14 protein-coding genes are annotated in these 17,089 nt (G+C 73.5%); 7 read left to right on the forward strand and 7 right to left on the reverse strand.

The window, feature by feature from the left end:
* Nucleotides 1-74 precede the first annotated feature (74 nt).
* On the forward strand, nt 75-1,331 hold the full coding sequence (locus tag CHF16_RS09440; protein WP_179271452.1) for an MFS transporter: 1,257 nt from the start codon (nt 75-77) through the stop codon (nt 1,329-1,331).
* A 40-nt stretch (nt 1,332-1,371) separates the two neighbouring features.
* On the opposite strand, the gene CHF16_RS09445 is transcribed toward CHF16_RS09440, so the two are convergent.
* Entirely contained in the window at nt 1,372-1,602 is a 231-nt protein-coding gene (locus tag CHF16_RS09445) for a hypothetical protein (protein ID WP_089325540.1), read from the reverse strand.
* A gap of 29 nt (nt 1,603-1,631) precedes the next feature.
* Complete coding sequence (gene pdxR, locus CHF16_RS09450; RefSeq protein ID WP_089325541.1) at nt 1,632-3,107, reverse strand: MocR-like pyridoxine biosynthesis transcription factor PdxR; 1,476 nt, start codon at nt 3,105-3,107, stop codon at nt 1,632-1,634.
* A gap of 113 nt (nt 3,108-3,220) precedes the next feature.
* Here pdxR and CHF16_RS09455 point away from each other — a divergent pair, with 113 nt between their 5' ends.
* The 4 genes from CHF16_RS09455 (at nt 3,221) to CHF16_RS09470 (ending at nt 8,766) form a co-directional block, all read left to right on the forward strand.
* Entirely contained in the window at nt 3,221-4,162 is a 942-nt protein-coding gene (locus CHF16_RS09455; RefSeq protein WP_089325542.1) for an EamA family transporter, read from the forward strand.
* 1 nt (nt 4,163) lies between these two features.
* The gene (locus tag CHF16_RS09460) at nt 4,164-5,804 is read left to right on the forward strand and encodes a fumarate hydratase (RefSeq protein ID WP_089325543.1); all 1,641 of its coding nucleotides are present in this window, start codon (nt 4,164-4,166) and stop codon (nt 5,802-5,804) included.
* Between the two features lie 207 nt (nt 5,805-6,011).
* Entirely contained in the window at nt 6,012-7,274 is a 1,263-nt protein-coding gene (locus tag CHF16_RS09465; RefSeq protein WP_089325544.1) for a serine/threonine-protein kinase, read from the forward strand.
* 91 nt (nt 7,275-7,365) lie between these two features.
* Nucleotides 7,366-8,766, forward strand: a complete 1,401-nt coding sequence (locus CHF16_RS09470) for a class II fumarate hydratase (RefSeq protein ID WP_089325545.1) — start codon at nt 7,366-7,368, stop codon at nt 8,764-8,766.
* A 118-nt stretch (nt 8,767-8,884) separates the two neighbouring features.
* Here CHF16_RS09470 and CHF16_RS40160 read toward each other — a convergent pair whose 3' ends face one another.
* From CHF16_RS40160 to CHF16_RS09490, 4 genes are all read right to left on the reverse strand, one after another.
* A complete protein-coding gene (locus CHF16_RS40160) occupies nt 8,885-9,775 on the reverse strand; it encodes an aggregation-promoting factor C-terminal-like domain-containing protein (protein WP_179271453.1) in 891 nt (296 codons plus the stop codon).
* Between the two features lie 586 nt (nt 9,776-10,361).
* The gene (gene phoH2, locus CHF16_RS09480; RefSeq protein WP_089325546.1) at nt 10,362-11,774 is read right to left on the reverse strand and encodes an RNA 5'-3' helicase PhoH2; all 1,413 of its coding nucleotides are present in this window, start codon (nt 11,772-11,774) and stop codon (nt 10,362-10,364) included.
* Nucleotides 11,775-11,849: 75 nt separating this feature from the next.
* Nucleotides 11,850-12,737, reverse strand: a complete 888-nt coding sequence (locus CHF16_RS09485; RefSeq protein WP_089325547.1) for an isoprenyl transferase — start codon at nt 12,735-12,737, stop codon at nt 11,850-11,852.
* A 182-nt stretch (nt 12,738-12,919) separates the two neighbouring features.
* Nucleotides 12,920-13,441: a hypothetical protein gene (locus CHF16_RS09490; RefSeq protein WP_089325548.1), complete on the reverse strand. Its 522-nt coding sequence runs from the start codon at nt 13,439-13,441 to the stop codon at nt 12,920-12,922.
* Nucleotides 13,442-13,557: 116 nt separating this feature from the next.
* On the opposite strand from CHF16_RS09490, the gene CHF16_RS09495 reads away from it, so the two are divergent.
* Nucleotides 13,558-15,093 (forward strand): MFS transporter, encoded by a 1,536-nt coding sequence (locus tag CHF16_RS09495; protein WP_089325549.1) that lies wholly within the window; start codon nt 13,558-13,560, stop codon nt 15,091-15,093.
* Complete coding sequence (locus CHF16_RS09500) at nt 15,074-15,712, forward strand: acyl-CoA-like ligand-binding transcription factor (RefSeq protein ID WP_089325550.1); 639 nt, start codon at nt 15,074-15,076, stop codon at nt 15,710-15,712. The genes CHF16_RS09495 and CHF16_RS09500 overlap by 20 nt, the downstream gene beginning before the upstream one ends.
* A gap of 62 nt (nt 15,713-15,774) precedes the next feature.
* Here CHF16_RS09500 and CHF16_RS09505 read toward each other — a convergent pair whose 3' ends face one another.
* Nucleotides 15,775-16,962: a C40 family peptidase gene (locus CHF16_RS09505; protein ID WP_089325551.1), complete on the reverse strand. Its 1,188-nt coding sequence runs from the start codon at nt 16,960-16,962 to the stop codon at nt 15,775-15,777.
* Between the last annotated feature and the right edge of the window lie 127 nt (nt 16,963-17,089).

The raw sequence follows: 17,089 nt of genomic DNA on the forward strand, positions 1-17,089 counted from the left end.
GACCGACCCCGTACCCTGTCTCTACGCTGACGCGAATCTTATTCACGTTGTGCCTCGTAGAGAGGTCGGGCCGCATGACCCAGGGCATCACCGTACGGGACCGCCAGGCCCGGTTCGCCGCGTACACGGCGTTCGCCGTCCAGGGGCTCTGCTTCGCCTCGCTGGTGACGCAGGTACCGCAGATCCAGAAGTCCCACCACCTCAGCGACGCCACGCTGTCGCTGGTGCTGCTGATGGTGCCCCTGGTCGCCGGGGTCGGCAGCGTCGCGTCCGGCGCCCTGTTCCAGCGGTTCGGCAGCGGCCCGGTGCTGCGGGTCTCCCAGCCGGCCGTCGCGGTCGTCATCGCGCTGATCGGCCTCACCGCCGACAACGACGTCGCGCTGTACGCCGCGGTCGCCCTGTTCGGCCTGTTCGTCGGCGCGGTGGACGCCTCGATGAACGCCCAGGCCATCGCGGTCGAGCGCCGCTACGGGCTGAGCCTGATCACCGGCTTCTACGCGGTGTGGAGCGTCGCCGGCATCCTCGGCGGCCTCTGGGCTTCGCTCGCCAACAAGATCGACCTCCCGCTGTCCGCGTGCTTCGCGATCGCCGCCGCCGCGGGCATCGCCGGCTCCCTCGCGACCGGGCACCGCCTGTACCGCCGCGCGGAGGAGGGCGACGGGCCGACCGCCGAGGAGCTGAAGGCCGCCGGACGCAGCGTCCGGTGGCGCCCGATCCTCGTCGTCGGCGCCGCGATGGCGGTCGCCTACCTGGCCGACTCCGCGATCTCCAGCTACGGCGCCAAGTACCTGGACGACGAGCTGTCCGCAAGCGACTGGGTGGCCCCGCTCGGCTACGTCGCCTACCAGATCACCATGGTCGTCAGCCGGGCCGTCGCCGACCTCGCCGTGCGCCGCTCGGGCGCGGTCCGGGTGGTGCGGATCGGCGGCCTGGTCGGCATCGTCGGCATGGCCGGGGTGGTCGCCGCGCCGAACGCGGGGGTCGCCATCGCCGCCTTCGCGCTCGCCGGGCTCGGCCTCAGTGTGATCGCCCCGGTGTCCTTCTCCGCCGCGGGCCGCGTCGACCCGACCGGCCTGGGCGTCGCGGTCGCCCGCGTGAACATCTTCAACTACGTGGGCTTCGTCCTGGGCGCCGCCGTAGTGGGCGCCATCGCCCCCCTGAGCGCAGACCACGGCCTACGCATAGCCTTCATCATCCCGACAGCCTTGATCCTGGTCGTCTTCGCCACAGCCAAAGGCTTCAACCCGGCTGTGCCAACCCAGGGGGGCGACGCCCTGGAACCCCCGTCACGAGCCGGTCGCTCCTCACACCACGGTGCCGGATCGCTGTGACCGTGCGGGCCTGCGGGGGTCGCCCCTGGGCTACCAGCAATCACACATCTTCGAGGAGGCGTAGTGCCTTTTCGCCCTCCGCTTGGGCCTGTTCGGGGGTGAGGTCGGTCAGGGCTCGGCTGAGGGCCACTTCGGCGGCGTCGGCGGCGGCGCGGAGGGTGACCGCGTGCTCCTGTGCCCTTTCGAGGTCGCCCAGGCCGATGCAGTCGAAGGCCACCCGCGCATCGTGGCCGGCCATCTTCAGCTGCCGCGCGGCCTCATCCAGACTCATGCAAACCTCCTACTCCAGGGATGTCGGTCCTACCCACCGGCACCCTGGGTAATCGTTTGACCCAGCAGTTCCGCCGCCTTGACCAGGCGTGTCTCACCCAGTCCGGCGTAGCCGAGGACGAGCGCGGGAGGCGCGGCGGCGGCGCGGTCCGGCCACCAGAGGGGCCGGGCTCCGGCGACGGCGACGCCGGAGCGGGCGGCGCGGTCCACGATCGCGTCCTCGTCGGTTCCGGGCGGTAGTTCCACATAGAGGTGGATGCCCGCGGACACGCCGCGAACCCTCGCGCCGGGGAGGTGTTCGTTCAGCGCGGCGGCGAGGACGTCCCGCCGGGCCCGGTAGCGGCGCCGCATGGTGCGCAGGTGCCGGTCGTAGCCGCCGCTGCGGAGGAATTCGGTCAGCGCGTGCTGTTCGAGGACGGGCGCGCCGAGGTCGGTGACGGCGCGGTGCTCGCGCAGCCGCCCGACGAGGGACGCCGGCGCGACGGCCCAGCCGAGCCGGAGGGCGGGGGCGAGGGATTTGCTCACCGAGCCGAGCAGGACGACCCGCTCGGGGTCCACTCCCTGGAGGCAGCCGACGGGGTCGCGGTCGTAGCGGAACTCGGCGTCGTAGTCGTCTTCGAGGATCAGGCCGTCGACGTCGCGGGCCCAGGCGATCAGGGCGGCGCGCCGGGCGGGGGACAGCACGACGCCGGTGGGGTACTGGTGCGCGGGCGTGACGAGGACGGCGCGGGCCTCGCTGCGGGCGAGCGCCTCGACGTCGAGGCCCTCGCCGTCCACGGGGACGCGGGCGAGCCGCAGCCCGGCGGATTCCATCATCGGCAGCTGGCGGGCGCTGGTGGGGTCCTCGACGGCGAGGGTCCGGTGGCCGCTCGCGCGCAGCAGCGCGAGCAGCGCGGACAGGCCCTGCGCCACCCCGTTCATGATCACGACATGGCCGGGGTCGGCGTGCGCGGCGCGGACGCGGCCGAGGTAGCCCGCGAGCTCGGTGCGCAGCGCCGGGACGCCGCCGGGGTCGGGGTAGCCGAGGGCGTCGTTCGGGAGGGTGCGCAGCGCGGCGCGGGCGGCGGCGATCCAGCGTTCGCGGGGGAAGGACGACAGGTCAGGCCGGCCGGGGGTGAGGTCGTAGGCGGGGGCGGGCGGGGGGTCGTCGGGGCGGCCGGGCGCGCCGGGCCGCTGCGGCGCCGTGCCGGACGGGCTGGTGCCCGGCGGGGTGGCGTCGAATGGGGTGGCGTCGGACGGGGCGGTGCCCGCGTCGGGGCGGGCCAGCGGCGCGACCCGGGTGCCGTCGCCGCGCCGCGCGATGAGGAAGCCCTCCGCGGTGAGCTGCTCGTACGCGGTGACGACGACGCCGCGGGAGACGTCCAGGTCGCGCGCCAGGTCCCGGCTCGACGGCAGCCGGGTCCCGGCGGTCAGCCGGCCGGAGCGCACGGCCGCGCGGAAACCGGCGGCGATCTGCGCCGCGAGCCGGCCGGCGGACCGGTCCAAGGGAAGGTAAAGGTCGGTCACATCACCCTCAGCGCCAGGAGGGCGCCCGAGCGTCACCAAGGCGGTAATGGTCCACAGTCAAGCAAGGTGATTGGCCCTTCTTGTAGGACCAACCGGATTCTAGCGTTCCGTCCATGAACACGACTCACAGGCGCGGGGCGGTCGGCGCGGGATCCGCGATGTTCCTCGTCGGCACGCTGACCGCGGTCTCGGCGACCATCTCCGGATATCCGGTCTTCGGCGGGCAGGCGGTGCGGTACGCCGTCGCCGCGGTCATCCTGCTCGCCGTCGCGCGCTTCGCGGGCGGTCCCGCGCGGCGGCCGTCCGCGCGGGACTGGGCGCTGCTGGCGGCCCTCGCGGCGACCGGCCTGGTCGCGTTCAACGTCTGCATCGTGGCGGCCACCGCGGACACCAGCCCGGCCACCATCGGCACGGTGATCGCCGCGGTCCCGATCGTGCTGGCGCTCGCCGGGCCGCTGCTGGAGGGCCGGGCCCCGGCGCCCGGCGTGATCGCGGCGGCGTGCGCGGTGGCGGCCGGCGCGGCGCTCGCGGGCGGGCTCGGCGGCGGGAGCGTCCGCGGGCTCCTGCTCTCGCTGGGCGCGCTCGCGGGCGAGGTGTGCTTCTCCCTGCTGGCCGTCCCGCTGCTGCCCCGGCTCGGCCCGCTGCGGGTCTCGGCCTACTCCGCCGCGCTGGCCGCCCCGATGCTGCTCGCCGCCGGCCTGGTCGCCGACGGGACGGCGGTGCTGCGCGTCCCGACCGCCGCCGAGGCCGCGGGCTTCGGCTACCTGACGGTCGTCGTCACCACCATCGCGTTCCTGCTCTGGTACGACGCGATCGGCCGGCTCGGCGCCGACCGCGCCGGGCTGTTCGCGGGCCTGGTGCCGGTCAGCGCGCTGGCCACGACGGTCCTGCTCGGCCTCGGCCGGCCGGGCGCCGCCGAGCTCGCGGGGGCCGCGCTGGTCGCGGCGGGCGTCGCGGCCGGGATGCGCGCGCAGGTCGCCCCCCGTGAACCCGCGCTCCCCGAACCCGTAGCCTGTGAGGCGGCCCCCATCGGAATCGCGCGAGGATCTGCCTGAGATGCCTGAGTTCTCCTACACCGACCTGCTGCCGCTCGGCCCGGACGAGACCGACTACCGGCTGCTGACCTCCGACGGCGTGTCCGCGTTCGAGGCGAACGGCCGGACGTTCCTGCAGGTCGAGCCGGAGGCGCTGCGGCTGCTCACCGAGACCGCGATGCGCGACATCGCGCACCTGCTCCGCCCGGCGCACCTGGCGCAGCTCCGCCGGATCCTGGACGACCCCGAGGCGTCCCCCAACGACCGGTTCGTGGCCCTCGACCTGCTGAAGAACGCGGGCATCGCGTCCGGCGGCGTCCTGCCCATGTGCCAGGACACCGGCACCGCCATCGTGATGGGCAAGCGCGGCCAGCACGTCCTGACCGACGGGGCCGACGAGGAGCACATCTCGCGCGGCGTGTACGACGCGTACACGAAGCTGAACCTGCGCTACTCGCAGATGGCGCCCGTCACGATGTGGGACGAGAAGAACACCGGCTCCAACCTGCCCGCGCAGATCGAGCTGTACGCGGCGCCCGGCGACGCCTACAAGTTCCTGTTCATGGCCAAGGGCGGCGGCAGCGCGAACAAGTCGTTCCTGTACCAGGAGACCAAGGCCGTCCTGAACCCGAAGCGGATGATGTCCTTCCTGGAGGAGAAGATCCGCTCGCTCGGCACCGCCGCGTGCCCGCCGTACCACCTGGCGATCGTGGTGGGCGGGACGTCGGCCGAGTACGCGCTGAAGACCGCCAAGTACGCCTCGGCCCACTACCTCGACACGATGCCGACGGAGGGCTCCCCGCTCGGGCACGGCTTCCGCGACCTGGAGCTGGAGCTCCAGGTGTTCGAGCTGACGCAGAAGCTCGGCATCGGCGCCCAGTTCGGCGGCAAGTACTTCTGCCACGACGTGCGGGTGATCCGCCTGCCCCGGCACGGCGCGTCCTGCCCGGTGGCGATCGCGGTGTCGTGCAGCGCCGACCGGCAGGCCCTCGCCAAGATCACCGCGGAGGGCGTGTTCCTGGAGCGGCTGGAGACCGACCCGGCGCAGTACCTGCCCGACACCACCGACGAGCACCTGAACGACGAGGTCGTCCGGATCGACCTGAACCGGCCGATGGACGAGATCCGCGCCGAGCTGACCCGCTACCCGGTGAAGACGCGGCTGTCGCTGACCGGCCCGCTCGTCGTGGCCCGCGACATCGCGCACGCCAAGATCAAGGAGCGGCTGGACGCGGGCGAGCCGATGCCGCGGTACCTGCGCGACCACGCCGTCTACTACGCGGGGCCCGCCAAGACGCCGGAGGGATACGCGTCCGGCTCGTTCGGCCCGACCACCGCCGGCCGGATGGACTCCTACGTCGAGCAGTTCCAGGCGGCCGGGGGCTCGCTGGTGATGCTGGCCAAGGGCAACCGGTCCAAGCAGGTCACCGAGGCGTGCAAGGAGCACGGCGGGTTCTACCTCGGTTCGATCGGCGGCCCGGCCGCCCGCCTCGCCCAGGACTGCATCAAGAAGGTGGAGGTCCTCGAATACCCGGAACTCGGGATGGAGGCCGTCTGGAAGATCGAGGTCGAGGACTTCCCGGCGTTCATCGTGGTGGACGACAAGGGCGAGGACTTCTTCGCCGACACCACCGGCCCCGTCCTCAGCATCGGCAGGCGCTGACTCCCGGCGGCCGCCGGCGGGCCCCGCGAGGGCTCTCCGGCGGCCCCTCCGGAAGCGTCCGGGCGGCCCCTGCGAGGGACGGTCGAGCGGCCTCGCGGCGCCCGTCCGCCGGGTTTCCCGTCAGTAGGTCACAGTATTGAGCCGAAAATATAGTTCGTCCTGAGGTCTCCCGGATGACCGGCTGGCCACTCCGGTATCTTTTCCGCCATGTCACAGTCAGAGCGCCTCGTTCTAGCGACGCGCTACCGGCTGGTCTCGGAAATAGGTCAGGGTGCCAACGGCACCGTCTGGAGAGGGCATGACGAGCTCCTCGATCGCGCGGTGGCGATCAAAGAGCTGCGGCTCCCCGAAGACCTCTCCGAGGACGACCGGGTGGTCTTCTACCGCCGTACCCTGCGGGAGGCGCGCGCGCCCGCGCAGCTGCGCACGCACTCCATCGTCGAGGTGTACGACGTCGTCATCGAGCAGGGACGCCCCTGGATCGTGATGGAGATGATCGAGGCGCCCAGCCTCGAACAGCTCATCGAGCGCTCGGGGCCGCTCCCGCCCGAGCGCGTCGCGCACATCGGCCGCGCCCTGCTGGACGCCCTCAACACCGCGCACAAGGCCGGGATCGTGCACCGCGACCTCAAGCCGAGCAACGTGCTGCTGGACGGCGACCGGGTCGTGCTGACCGACTTCGGGCTCGCGTTCTCCTCCGGCTCGGCGAGCCTGACGAAGACGGGCCACTTCATGGGCTCGCCCGCCTACGTGGCGCCCGAGGTCGCCGCCGGGGAGAAGGCCACCCCCCGGTCGGACCTGTGGTCCCTCGGCGCGACGCTGTACGCGGCGCTGGAGGGCCGACCGCCGTTCGAGCGCGAGAACGTCATGGCGACGCTGTCCGCGCTGGCGAACGAGTCGACCCCGTCCCCGCAGAACGCGGGCGCGCTCGCGCCCGTCATCACCGGGCTGCTGGAGAAGAACCCGACCCGCCGGCTCAGCCACGCGCGGGCCGCCGACCGGCTCGAACGGGCCCTCGCCGGGCCGCGCTCGGGCCGCCGCGCGCCGACGCCCCGCTACCGGCTGATGGCCGTGATCGCGCTGATCGGCGCGACCGTCGCCTCCTGCGGGATCGGCGCGACGGCCCTCATCGTCGGCATGATGCGGGAGAGCCCGGGGCCCTCCCCCACCGCCACCGCGTCCAGCCCGCCCGGCACCCCGCAGGCCGCCGCGCCGCCCGGCGCCGCGTCCGCCACACTGGTGGTGCGGGCCCGCACCGACGCCTGCAAGATCTTCGTGTCGGTGCCCGGCGACGCGATCACCGTGCTCAGCGACGAGACCCTGCGCAAGGGCGACGCGCGGCGCTACGACCAGCCCCGCCTCAACGCGGTGGTCTACGACGCGTCCGCCTGCGACGTGTGGGTGAACGGCGAGCAGAAGCCCGCCGGGGCGCCGGGCGAGCGCAAGAACTACACCCTGAACAAGAGCTGAGCGGGGAGTGAGAACGCCCACCCCGGGGAATGCGGGAGCCACCTGACAGGCTGCCATGAAGGACGGCAGAGGTTCCGAACGGGAGGCTTCCATGTCCGAGCAGGAGTTCCGGGTCGAGCACGACTCCATGGGCGAGGTGCGGGTCCCGGCGGCGGCCAAGTGGCGGGCGCAGACCCAGCGCGCGGTGGAGAACTTCCCGATCTCCGGGCGGACGCTGGAGCCCGCGCACATCGCCGCGCTCGGGCACATCAAGGCCGCCGCGGCCACGGTCAACGCCGAGCTGGGCGTGCTCGACGCGGACGTCGCCGCCGCGATCACGGAGGCGGCCCGGGAGGTCGCGGACGGCCGCTGGAACGACCAGTTCCCCATCGACGTGTTCCAGACCGGGTCCGGGACGTCGTCCAACATGAACGCCAACGAGGTCGTCGCGACGCTGGCGCAGGAGCGGCTCGGCCGCCCCGTCCACCCGAACGACCACGTGAACGCCTCCCAGTCGTCCAACGACGTGTTCCCCTCGTCGATCCACATCGCGGCGACCGGGGGCGTCGTGACGGACCTGATCCCCGCGCTGCGGCACCTGGAGGCCGCGCTGGCGCGCAAGGCCGCCGAGTTCCGGACCGTGGTGAAGTCGGGCCGCACCCACCTGATGGACGCCACGCCGGTGACGCTCGGCCAGGAGTTCGGCGGGTACGCGGCGCAGGTGCGGCACGGCGCGGCGCGGCTGGAGGCCGTCCTGCCGCGGCTCGCGGAGCTGCCGCTCGGCGGGACGGCGGTCGGCACCGGCATCAACACCCCGGAGGGCTTCGCGCCGCGCGTCATCGCGGAGATCGCGCGGGTCACCGGGCTGCCGCTGACCGAGGCCGGCGACCACTTCGAGGCGCAGGGCGCGCGGGACGGCCTGGTCGAGGCGAGCGGCGCGCTGCGCACCGTCGCGGTCAGCCTCCACAAGATCGCCAACGATCTGCGCTGGATGGGGTCCGGACCGCGCGCCGGGCTCGCCGAGATCCGGCTGCCCGACCTGCAGCCCGGGTCGTCGATCATGCCGGGGAAGGTCAACCCGGTCATCCCGGAGGCGGTGGCGCAGGTCGCCGCGCAGGTCATCGGGAACGACGCGGCGGTGGCGTTCGGCGGCGCGTCCGGCAACTTCGAGCTGAACGTGATGCTGCCGATGCTGGCCCGCAACGTGCTGGAGTCGATCACGCTGCTGGCCAACGTCTCGCGGCTGCTGGCGGACCGCTGCGTGGACGGCGTCGAGGCCGACGCCGACCGGATGCGCGAGTACGCCGAGTCGTCGCCGTCGATCGTGACGCCGCTGAACCGCTACATCGGGTACGAGGAGGCGGCGAAGGTCGCCAAGCAGGCGCTCAGCGAGCGCCGGACGATCCGCGAGGTCGTGCTCGAACGCGGCTACGTGGACCAGGGGAGGCTGACCGTCGAGCAGCTCGACGCGGCGCTCGACGTCCTCGGCATGACCGGCGCGTCGGGCGGCTGACGCCCGCCGCGCCCGCGGCCGGGTGCGCGTCCCTGCCCTGCGTCCCACCGGCCCTGCGTCCCACCGGCCGTGCGCGTCCCAGCGGCCCGTGCGGGCGCCGGGACGCGCCGGGCCGGGATCAGTACCAGCCGGCCGACTGGAAGTGCGACCAGCCGCCGCAGGGCGTCTTGTAGCGGTCCTTGATGTAGCCGAGGCCCCACTTGATCTGGGTGGTGGCGTTGTTCTGCCAGTCGGGGCCGGCGCTCGCCATCTTGGAGCCGGGCAGCGCCTGCGGGATGCCGTAGGCGCCCGACGGGTTCGCGGCGTGGGTGTTCCAGCCGCTCTCCCGGTCCCACAGCTTCACCAGGCAGCCGAACTCCCCGTCGCCGGTGAACCCGAAGCTCGGCATGAGCTTCTTGGCGATCTCCTGCGCCTCGCCCTTCGGCACGGGGTCGCCGACCGGGCCGCCGCCGCCCGTGCCGCCGGTCTTGCTCTTCTCCGGCGTCTTGGTCGGGATCGGGCTGCCCTTGGGCCGCAGGGCCGGGCCCTTGCCGTCGTCCTCGCGCACCTGGCGGGACGCGCGTTCGAGGGCCAGCTCGCGCCGCTTCTGCTCCAGCACCTTCGGGTCGATCTTGGGCGCGGCGTCCGCCAGCTGCCGGGTCGGCTGGACGGTCGCGGCGTCCTCGCCGGAGTCGCCGGAGCCGCCGGTGAGCGCGAGGGCGGCGACCGCGCCGCCGCCGATCACCACGGCGGCGCCCGCCGCGACGGCGGCGATCCGCAGGCCGGTGCGCCCTCCGGAGCGGCCGGAGCGCCCGCCGCGGGGCCGGCCGGCGGGGCGCGGCGGCCCGGCGGTGTCGAAGCCGAGCGTGTCGCCGCCGGGCGCGGCCGCGCGGGCGGAGCCGGCCACGCGCACGTCGTCCTCGTGCGGCGCGGAGGCGCGCGCGGCCCGCTCCTCGGGGGCGGGCCGGGCGGGGGACGGCCGCCCGTCCGGCGGCGGCCCGGCGGGAGACGGCGCGTCGAAGGCGGCCATCGCGTCCGCGACGGGGGCCGGGAGGTCGAAGTTCTGTCGATCGTCTCGCCTAGGGGACCCGGGACGGTCTCCGTACAAGGCGGTCCTTCCGACGGTCGCACGCGCATGGACACGCGCACGAGCTGTTTCCACCCCCGCCCGGCGGGCCGCCGGTGGTGCGCGGCTCCGGGCTCCGGCGGCGCCTCGCCCGGTGCGCGTCTTTCGGGGGGCGCGCTCCGGCCCGGCACCGCTCGGGGTGCTTACGAGGAGACACAATGCCGGAGCCCGCGGGCCGCTTCGCAACCGAAACGAGACCAATGGGGCCCGCGCGCCCGTTGTCAACTCCGCCGCGGCGGACCCGAAACGCCCGGCTCGCCTGCGCGTCTCCGCCCACGGCGGCGCGAGTGTGACCTTAATCACAACTCTACGGTACGACGTTTGGTGATCACGGTCCGTAGGGAAGGGACAGGGCTGTTCTGGGACGACGAGACCCCGGCGGCCGATCGGACCGCCGGGGTCTCATCATGGGGTCTCACCGTGTGCGTCTCACCATGTGCGTCTCACCGTGCCCGCGCCGACCGCGCACGCGGCCGGCGCGCGCCGCGTCTCAGACGCCCACGTCGCCGAGCATGTCGGTCACCAGCTCGGCGATCGGCGACCGCTCCGACCGGGTCAGCGTCACGTGCGCGAAGAGCGGGTGGCCCTTCAAACGTTCCACCACCGCCGCCACCCCGTCGTGCCGCCCGACCCGCAGGTTGTCGCGCTGCGCCACGTCATGGGTCAGCACGACCCGCGACCCGGCGCCGATCCGCGACAGGACGGTCAGCAGCACCCCGCGCTCCAGCGACTGCGCCTCGTCCACGATCACGAACGCGTCGTGCAGCGAGCGCCCGCGGATGTGGGTGAGCGGCAGGACCTCCAGCATCCCGCGGTCGAGGACCTCCTCGATGACCTCCGGCGTCGTCACCGCCGACAGCGTGTCGTAGACGGCCTGCGCCCACGGCGACATCTTCTCGTTCTCCGAGCCGGGCAGGTAGCCGAGGTCCTGGCCGCCGACCGCGTACAGCGGGCGGAACACCACGACCTTGCGGTGCCGGCGCCGCTCCATCACGGCCTCCAGGCCCGCGCACAGCGCGAGGGCGGACTTGCCGGTGCCGGCCCGCCCGCCGAGCGAGACGATGCCGACGTCCTCGTCCATCAGCAGGTCGAGCGCGATCCGCTGCTCCGCGGACCGGCCGCGCAGGCCGAACGCCTCGCGGTCGCCGCGCACCAGCTTGACCGACTTGTCGGGCAGCGTCCGGCCGAGCGCCGAGCCGCGCTCCGACAGCAGCCGCAGCCCGGTGTGGCAGGGCAGGTCCCGCGCCTCCTCCAGGTCGGCGGTGCCCGAGTCGTACAGCTCCTCGACCGCCCCGGCGGGCACCTCCAGCTCGCGCATGCCGGTCCAGCCGGACTCCACGACGGCGAGCTCGGCCCGGTACTCCTCGGCGGCGAGCCCGACCGCGGACGCCTTCACCCGCATCGGCAGGTCCTTGGAGACGAGCACGACGTCCCGTCCCTCGCGGGCGAGCCACCCGGCGACCGACAGGATGCGGGTGTCGTTGTCGCCGAGCCGGAACCCGTCCGGCAGGACGCTCGGGTCGGAGTGGTTCAGCTCGACCCGGAGCGTGCCGCCCTGGTCGCCGAGCGGCCCCTCGACGGACACGGCCTCGTCCAGCCGCCCGTGCCGCAGCCGCAGGTCGTCCAGCGTGCGCAGCGCCTGCCGGGCGAAGTAGCCGAGCTCGGGGTGGTGGCGCTTGGCCTCCAGCTCGGAGATCACGACGATGGGGAGTACGACCTCGTGCTCGGCGAACCGGGTCAGCGCCCCCGGGTCGGCGAGCAGGACGCTGGTGTCGAGGACGTACGTGCGCCGATCCGGGGCTGTGCGGGGGGACGTCCCCCCGCTGCCCTCGGAGGGACCCGAGAGCTTCGTCCCGGAAGGGTTCCCGGACGTGCCGGGACGGCGCGCGGAGGATGTGGCCACTCGATCTCCCTGGGAGTGGGGAACCTACGGGTGGCGCCGAGGTCCGCCCAGGGGGCGGTGGTCCGCGGAGGACGGTCAGGTACCGTAGCGCCGGTGCCGCGCGGCGTACGAGCGCATGGCACGCAGGAAGTCGACCTTGCGGAAGTCCGGCCAGTGGACCTCGCAGAAGTAGAACTCCGAGTGCGCGCTCTGCCAGAGCATGAAGCCGGAGAGACGCTGTTCGCCCGAGGTGCGGATGACCAGGTCGGGGTCCGGCTGGCCGCGCGTGTAGAGATGCTCCGCGATGTGCTCCACGTCGAGGGACTCGGCGAGTTCCTCGATGCTGGTGCCCCGGCTCGCCTGCTCGATGAGCAGTGAGCGCACCGCATCAGCGATCTCACGCCTACCTCCATACCCAACGGCGACGTTCACAATCAGGCCGGGAGCGCCGGATGTGGTCTCGGCGGCGTCTTTCAGGACACGTGCCGTCTTGTCGGGCAGGAGGTCGAGGGCGCCGACGGGCTTGACGTGCCAGCCGTCGGCGGCGAGCCCGCGGACCGTGTTCTCGATGATCTCCAGCAGGGGTTCCAGCTCGCCTGCCGGGCGGTTGAGGTTGTCGGTGGACAGCAGCCACAGCGTGACGACCTCGACCCCGGCCTCGGCGCTCCACTGGAGCAGCTCGGAGATCTTCTGGGCGCCGCGCTGGTGCCCGGTGTTGACGTCGGCCAGCCCCATCGACCTGGCCCAACGGCGGTTGCCGTCCAGTATCACGCCGACGTGCCGGGGGATGACGTCGGTGGGCAGGTCGGCCTCGACGCGGCGCTCGTACAGCCGGTAGACGGCGTCGCGGACGGCCGCGTACGGGCCGCTGCGGCGGATCGCGGAGACGAGCCGCCCGCCCTCGGCGGGGCGGCGGCGCGCGCCCTCGCTCCGCCCTTCACGCGGCAGCGCGCTCCGCGGTGTTCCCGTACGCCGAACTCCCATCTGGGCTTCCCTTCGAGCGACCCGTCCCTGCCGGGAAGAACGCTCAATTATGGCCCGGCGGGGACAGTTCTCCCGCCGATACGGGAAAGCCGGGGCGCCGGAGGGCCCGGCCGGCCGGGGCCGTGGCCGGTTCCGGCGCGGCCCGGCGCGGACCCCGTGCGGACCGCGCCGGGCGGGCGCCGTCAGGCCTTCGGGCCGGCGGCGCGGGCGCGCTCGACGTGCTGGAGCGCGGTGCGCAGCTCGGAGAGCCACGCGTCGGTGTTCTTGCCGACGAGCCGGACGCACCAGGCGAGCGCGTCGCTGCGGCTGCGCGCCACGCCGGCGTCCACGAGCGTGTCCAGGACGCGCCGCTCGGGCTGCCGCAGCCGGGTCATGACCGGCACCGACAGGTGGGTGAACATCTCGCGCCGGCCGTCGCACTCGACGCCCCAGGAGACCTTGTACCCGAAGCGCTGCTCGGCCTCGCGCGCGATGCCGACGCGCCGCTCCCGGGTCTCCTCGCGGAAGCGCTGGACATGCCCCGCGATCACGCCGGCCCGCTCCGCGCCCGACACGTCGGCGGCCGCCGCCGGCACCGGCAGCCGGCCGATGACGCTGGCCTCCTCGCGGTCGAGGACGACCTCGGGCGCGCCCTCGAACCACCCGTCCGGAAGCCGCCCGGAGAACCAGCCGCGGAGCTCTTCCGCCGCTTCACTCGTACTCATGTAATCAAAATTACAGCGCATACCGGAGCGGGCGCCAGCCTTCGCCGTGATTGACATGCGGCATCTTTTGAGAGTTACTTCCATTTAGTAGTTTCACTCATTCGGAGGTGACTTTCATGTCCGTGGGGTACGCCCGGCGCTGGATCGGGCTCGCGGCGCTGGCGCTGAGCATGCTGGCGCTCGGCTTCGACCTGACGATCCTCAACGTGGCGCTGACGACGCTGTCGGAGGAACTGGACGCCAGCACCAGCCAGTTGCAGTGGATCGTCGACTCCTACCTGCTCGTCTTCGCGGCCGTGCTGCTCCCGGCGGGGCTGCTCGGCGACCGGCTCGGCCGCAAGCGGCTGCTGCTGGCCGGCCTCGCCGTCTTCGGCGCCGCCTCGCTCGCCGGGGCGTTCGCGGACGGCACCGGCGGCGTCATCGCCGCACGCGCGTTCATGGGGCTCGGCGCGGCGGTCGTCCTGCCGCTGTCCATGTCGATGCTGCCGGCGATCTTCCCGCCGGAGGAGCGGACCCGGGCCGTCGCGGTCTGGGCGGCGGCGAACGCGGTCGGGCTGCCGCTCGGCCCGCTGCTCGGCGGCTGGCTGCTGGAGCACTACTGGTGGGGCTCGATCTTCCTGATCAACGTCCCGGTGGTGGCGGCCGGCGGCCTCGCGGTCGCGGTCCTGCTGCCCGAGACCCGCGACCCGGCCGCGCCGCGCGTCGACCTCCCCGGCGCGCTGCTGTCCATGGGCGGCCTCGTCGCGCTGGTGTACGGCGTCATCGAGGCCCCCGTCCGCGGCTGGGGCGACCCGGTGGCGGCCGCCGCGTTCGCCCTCGCCGCGGTGCTCCTCGCCGGGTTCGTGGGCTGGGAGCGGCGCGCCGCCGAGCCGATGCTGAACCTGCGGCTGTTCCGCGACCGCGCGTTCGTGTGGGCGACGATCGCCGCCGTCACCGCGAACCTGCTGCTCGGCGGGCTCCTGTTCGTCCTGCCGCAGTACCTGGAGGCCGTCCAGGGCAGCGACGTCTTCGAGACCGGCCTGAAGATCGTCCCGATGCTGGCCGGGCTGCTGGCGGGCGCGATCGCCACCGACCGGGCCGCGGCCCGCACCGGCCACAAGCCGATCATGGTCGCGGGCCTGCTGGTGCTCGCCGCCGGGCTCGGCTGGGCCGCGTTCACCGAGGCGGGCGACGGCTACGGCGCCGCCGTCCCGTGGCTCGTCGTCATCGGTCTCGGCTCCGGACTCACCCTCATCCCGGCGATGGACGCCGTCCTCGCCGCCCTCCCCGCCGACGAGGCCGGACGCGGCTCCGGGCTCGTCCAGACCCTCCGCCAGACCGGCGGCACCCTCGGCGTCGCCGGCCTCGGCAGCCTCCTCGCCGCCGTCTACCGCGACCACGTCGCCGCCGGGCACCTGCCCGCCGACGCCGCCGCCGCGGCCCGCGACTCCATCGGCGGCGCCGTCCGCGTCGCCGGCCGGCTCGACGACGGCGCGCTCCTCGCCTCCGCGCGCGACGCCTACGTCCAGGGCATGGACGCCGTGTTCGCCGCGTGCGGCGCCGGCGCCCTCGCCGCGGCAGCCCTGCTGTGGTTCTTCATGCCGCGCGCACCGCGGGATGCGGCCCCCGCCGCCGATGCCCGACAATCGGACCATGAGCACGCCGTCCCCTGACCACGCGATCGACCGCATGGAGGACCGGCTGGCCCGGCTGCCACTGCGGGAACGCAAGAAGCTGCGGACCCGGAAGGCGATCCAGGACCACGCCTTCCGGCTGTTCGCCGCCCAGGGGTACGACGAGACGACCGTCGAGCAGATCGCGGCCGCGGCGGAGATCTCCCCGAGCACGTTCTTCCGCTACTTCCCCACCAAGGAAGACGTCGTGGTCACCGACACCTACGACCCGATCATGGCGGAGGCCCTCCGCGACCAGCCCCCCGAGATGCCGCCGATCGACGCGCTCCGCGCCATGATCGGGGAGATCCTGCCGCAGCTCTACGAGACCGACCTGGACGCCCTCAAGACCCGGCTGCGGCTCACCGCCGAAGTCCCCGCCCTCCGCGGCCGCACCTTCGAATCGATGCGCGCCACGTTCACCATCCTCAGCGAGGCCATCGCCGAACGCACCGGACGCGCCACCGACGACCCGGAGATCGAAGCGTTCGGCTGGGCCGTCCTGGGCGTCCTCCAGGCCGCCCTGTACCGCCTGCTCGACGGCAAGACGACCTACGACGAACTCCCGGCCCTGATCGACCGCAACCTGGAGTTCCTCGCAAAAGGCTGCAAGTTGTAGCCCATGGGGCGCCCCCTGGAACCCCCGTCACGACTGGGAGGCCGGGGTGGGTGTGGGGGCGGTCAGCCTATGGCCGCGGCTACCTTCGCGGCGGTCTGGGGGTTCACCCGGACGGCGCCGCGCATGTTGCGGGTGTAGACGTTCTGGACCTGGACCACGGTGCCGCGGCGGGGGGCGGCGATCATCTTGCCGTTGCCGATGTAGAGGGCGATGTGCGAGATGTAGCCGGGGGCGGTCGGGTCGTTGGCCCAGATGAGCATGTCGCCCGGCTGGGCCTTGCTGTAGGGGATCACCCAGCCGGCGCGGGCCTGGTCGGCGGCGACGCGCGGGAGGCGGATGCCCGCCTTCGCGAAGGCGTACTGCATCAGGCCCGAGCAGTCGTAGCCGCCCTCGGCCTCGGACTCGCCGCCCCACACGTACGGCCAGCCGAGCCGGGTGTAGGCGGCCTTGATCACTGTCTGCACCTGCTGCGCGGTCATGACGCGGCCGTTGGCGGCGGGGACGTCGCCGGCCTTCGGGAAGTCGATCTCCGGGTTGACGGCGACGGCCTTCGCCTGCTTCGGCAGGTGCTTGCGCAGCTTGGTGATGAACGTCTTCGGGCGGCTCTTCGGGACGCTGATCAGCATCGCGTTGCCGCTCGGCATGCCGAGGGACTGGGCGGTGGTGTGCGAGATGACCGCGTCGACGTCGCTGATGCCCATCGTGGCGTACGCGCCGACGCGAAGCTGCGACTGGCTCCGGGTGCCGCCGACCGGGACCTGGCTGCCCAGCTGGACGCCGCCGTCGCTGCCCATCGTGAACGAGATCGCGACGTCGCCGGAGGCGAGGTTGCGCCAGAGCGCGTCCGACTGGGCGGTGGGCTTCGGCGTGTAGTTGCGGAACGTGGACGGGTTCACGCCCATCAGCCCGATCCGCTTGCCCGCGACCATGCCCTGCACGGCGTCCACGACCTCGACGCCCTGCACGCCCTTGACGCCGCGGACCTTGCGGACGAAGTCGGCCGGCAGCGTCGTCGGCGCCGCCACGAGCACGTGCGGGGTGAGCCGCTTCCCGAGCGGCGCGACCGCGTTGGGCGACAGGCTGGTGCTGCCGGACGCCGCCACGTAGCGGGCGCGCTTCTCCTCGGCCTGCCGTGCCTGCGCCGGGGGGCCGTCGTCGTGCGCGACGAGGACGGCCACGTTCGCGGCGAGTGTCGTCAGCACCGAAACGCCGATGATCGTCGGTAGGACCCGGCGGTTCGGCTTGCGCACTGCCACACTCCTCGAGGTCGCCCTGCCGGCTCCGCCGGCCCCGGGACACGACTATGGCCCAGCCTGTCGGCCACCGTCCAGATACCCGGCCCGCCGTACCGGCATCCTCGCCCGCCATGCCGCATCG

Origin of the sequence: Actinomadura meyerae (genome assembly GCF_900188445.1) — a bacterium.
Classification (GTDB): Bacteria; Actinomycetota; Actinomycetes; order Streptosporangiales; family Streptosporangiaceae; genus Spirillospora; species Spirillospora meyerae.

Coding starts and splice junctions, on each gene's coding strand:
- CHF16_RS09440 (WP_179271452.1), top strand. CDS start 75: ATGACCCAGGGCATCACCGTACGGGACCGCCAGGCCCGGTTCGCCGCG.
- CHF16_RS09445 (WP_089325540.1), bottom strand. CDS start 1,602: ATGAGTCTGGATGAGGCCGCGCGGCAGCTGAAGATGGCCGGCCACGAT.
- CHF16_RS09455 (WP_089325542.1), top strand. CDS start 3,221: ATGAACACGACTCACAGGCGCGGGGCGGTCGGCGCGGGATCCGCGATG.
- CHF16_RS09460 (WP_089325543.1), top strand. CDS start 4,164: ATGCCTGAGTTCTCCTACACCGACCTGCTGCCGCTCGGCCCGGACGAG.
- CHF16_RS09465 (WP_089325544.1), top strand. CDS start 6,012: ATGTCACAGTCAGAGCGCCTCGTTCTAGCGACGCGCTACCGGCTGGTC.
- CHF16_RS09470 (WP_089325545.1), top strand. CDS start 7,366: ATGTCCGAGCAGGAGTTCCGGGTCGAGCACGACTCCATGGGCGAGGTG.
- CHF16_RS40160 (WP_179271453.1), bottom strand. CDS start 9,775: ATGGCCGCCTTCGACGCGCCGTCTCCCGCCGGGCCGCCGCCGGACGGG.
- CHF16_RS09485 (WP_089325547.1), bottom strand. CDS start 12,737: ATGGGAGTTCGGCGTACGGGAACACCGCGGAGCGCGCTGCCGCGTGAA.
- CHF16_RS09490 (WP_089325548.1), bottom strand. CDS start 13,441: ATGAGTACGAGTGAAGCGGCGGAAGAGCTCCGCGGCTGGTTCTCCGGG.
- CHF16_RS09495 (WP_089325549.1), top strand. CDS start 13,558: ATGTCCGTGGGGTACGCCCGGCGCTGGATCGGGCTCGCGGCGCTGGCG.
- CHF16_RS09500 (WP_089325550.1), top strand. CDS start 15,074: ATGAGCACGCCGTCCCCTGACCACGCGATCGACCGCATGGAGGACCGG.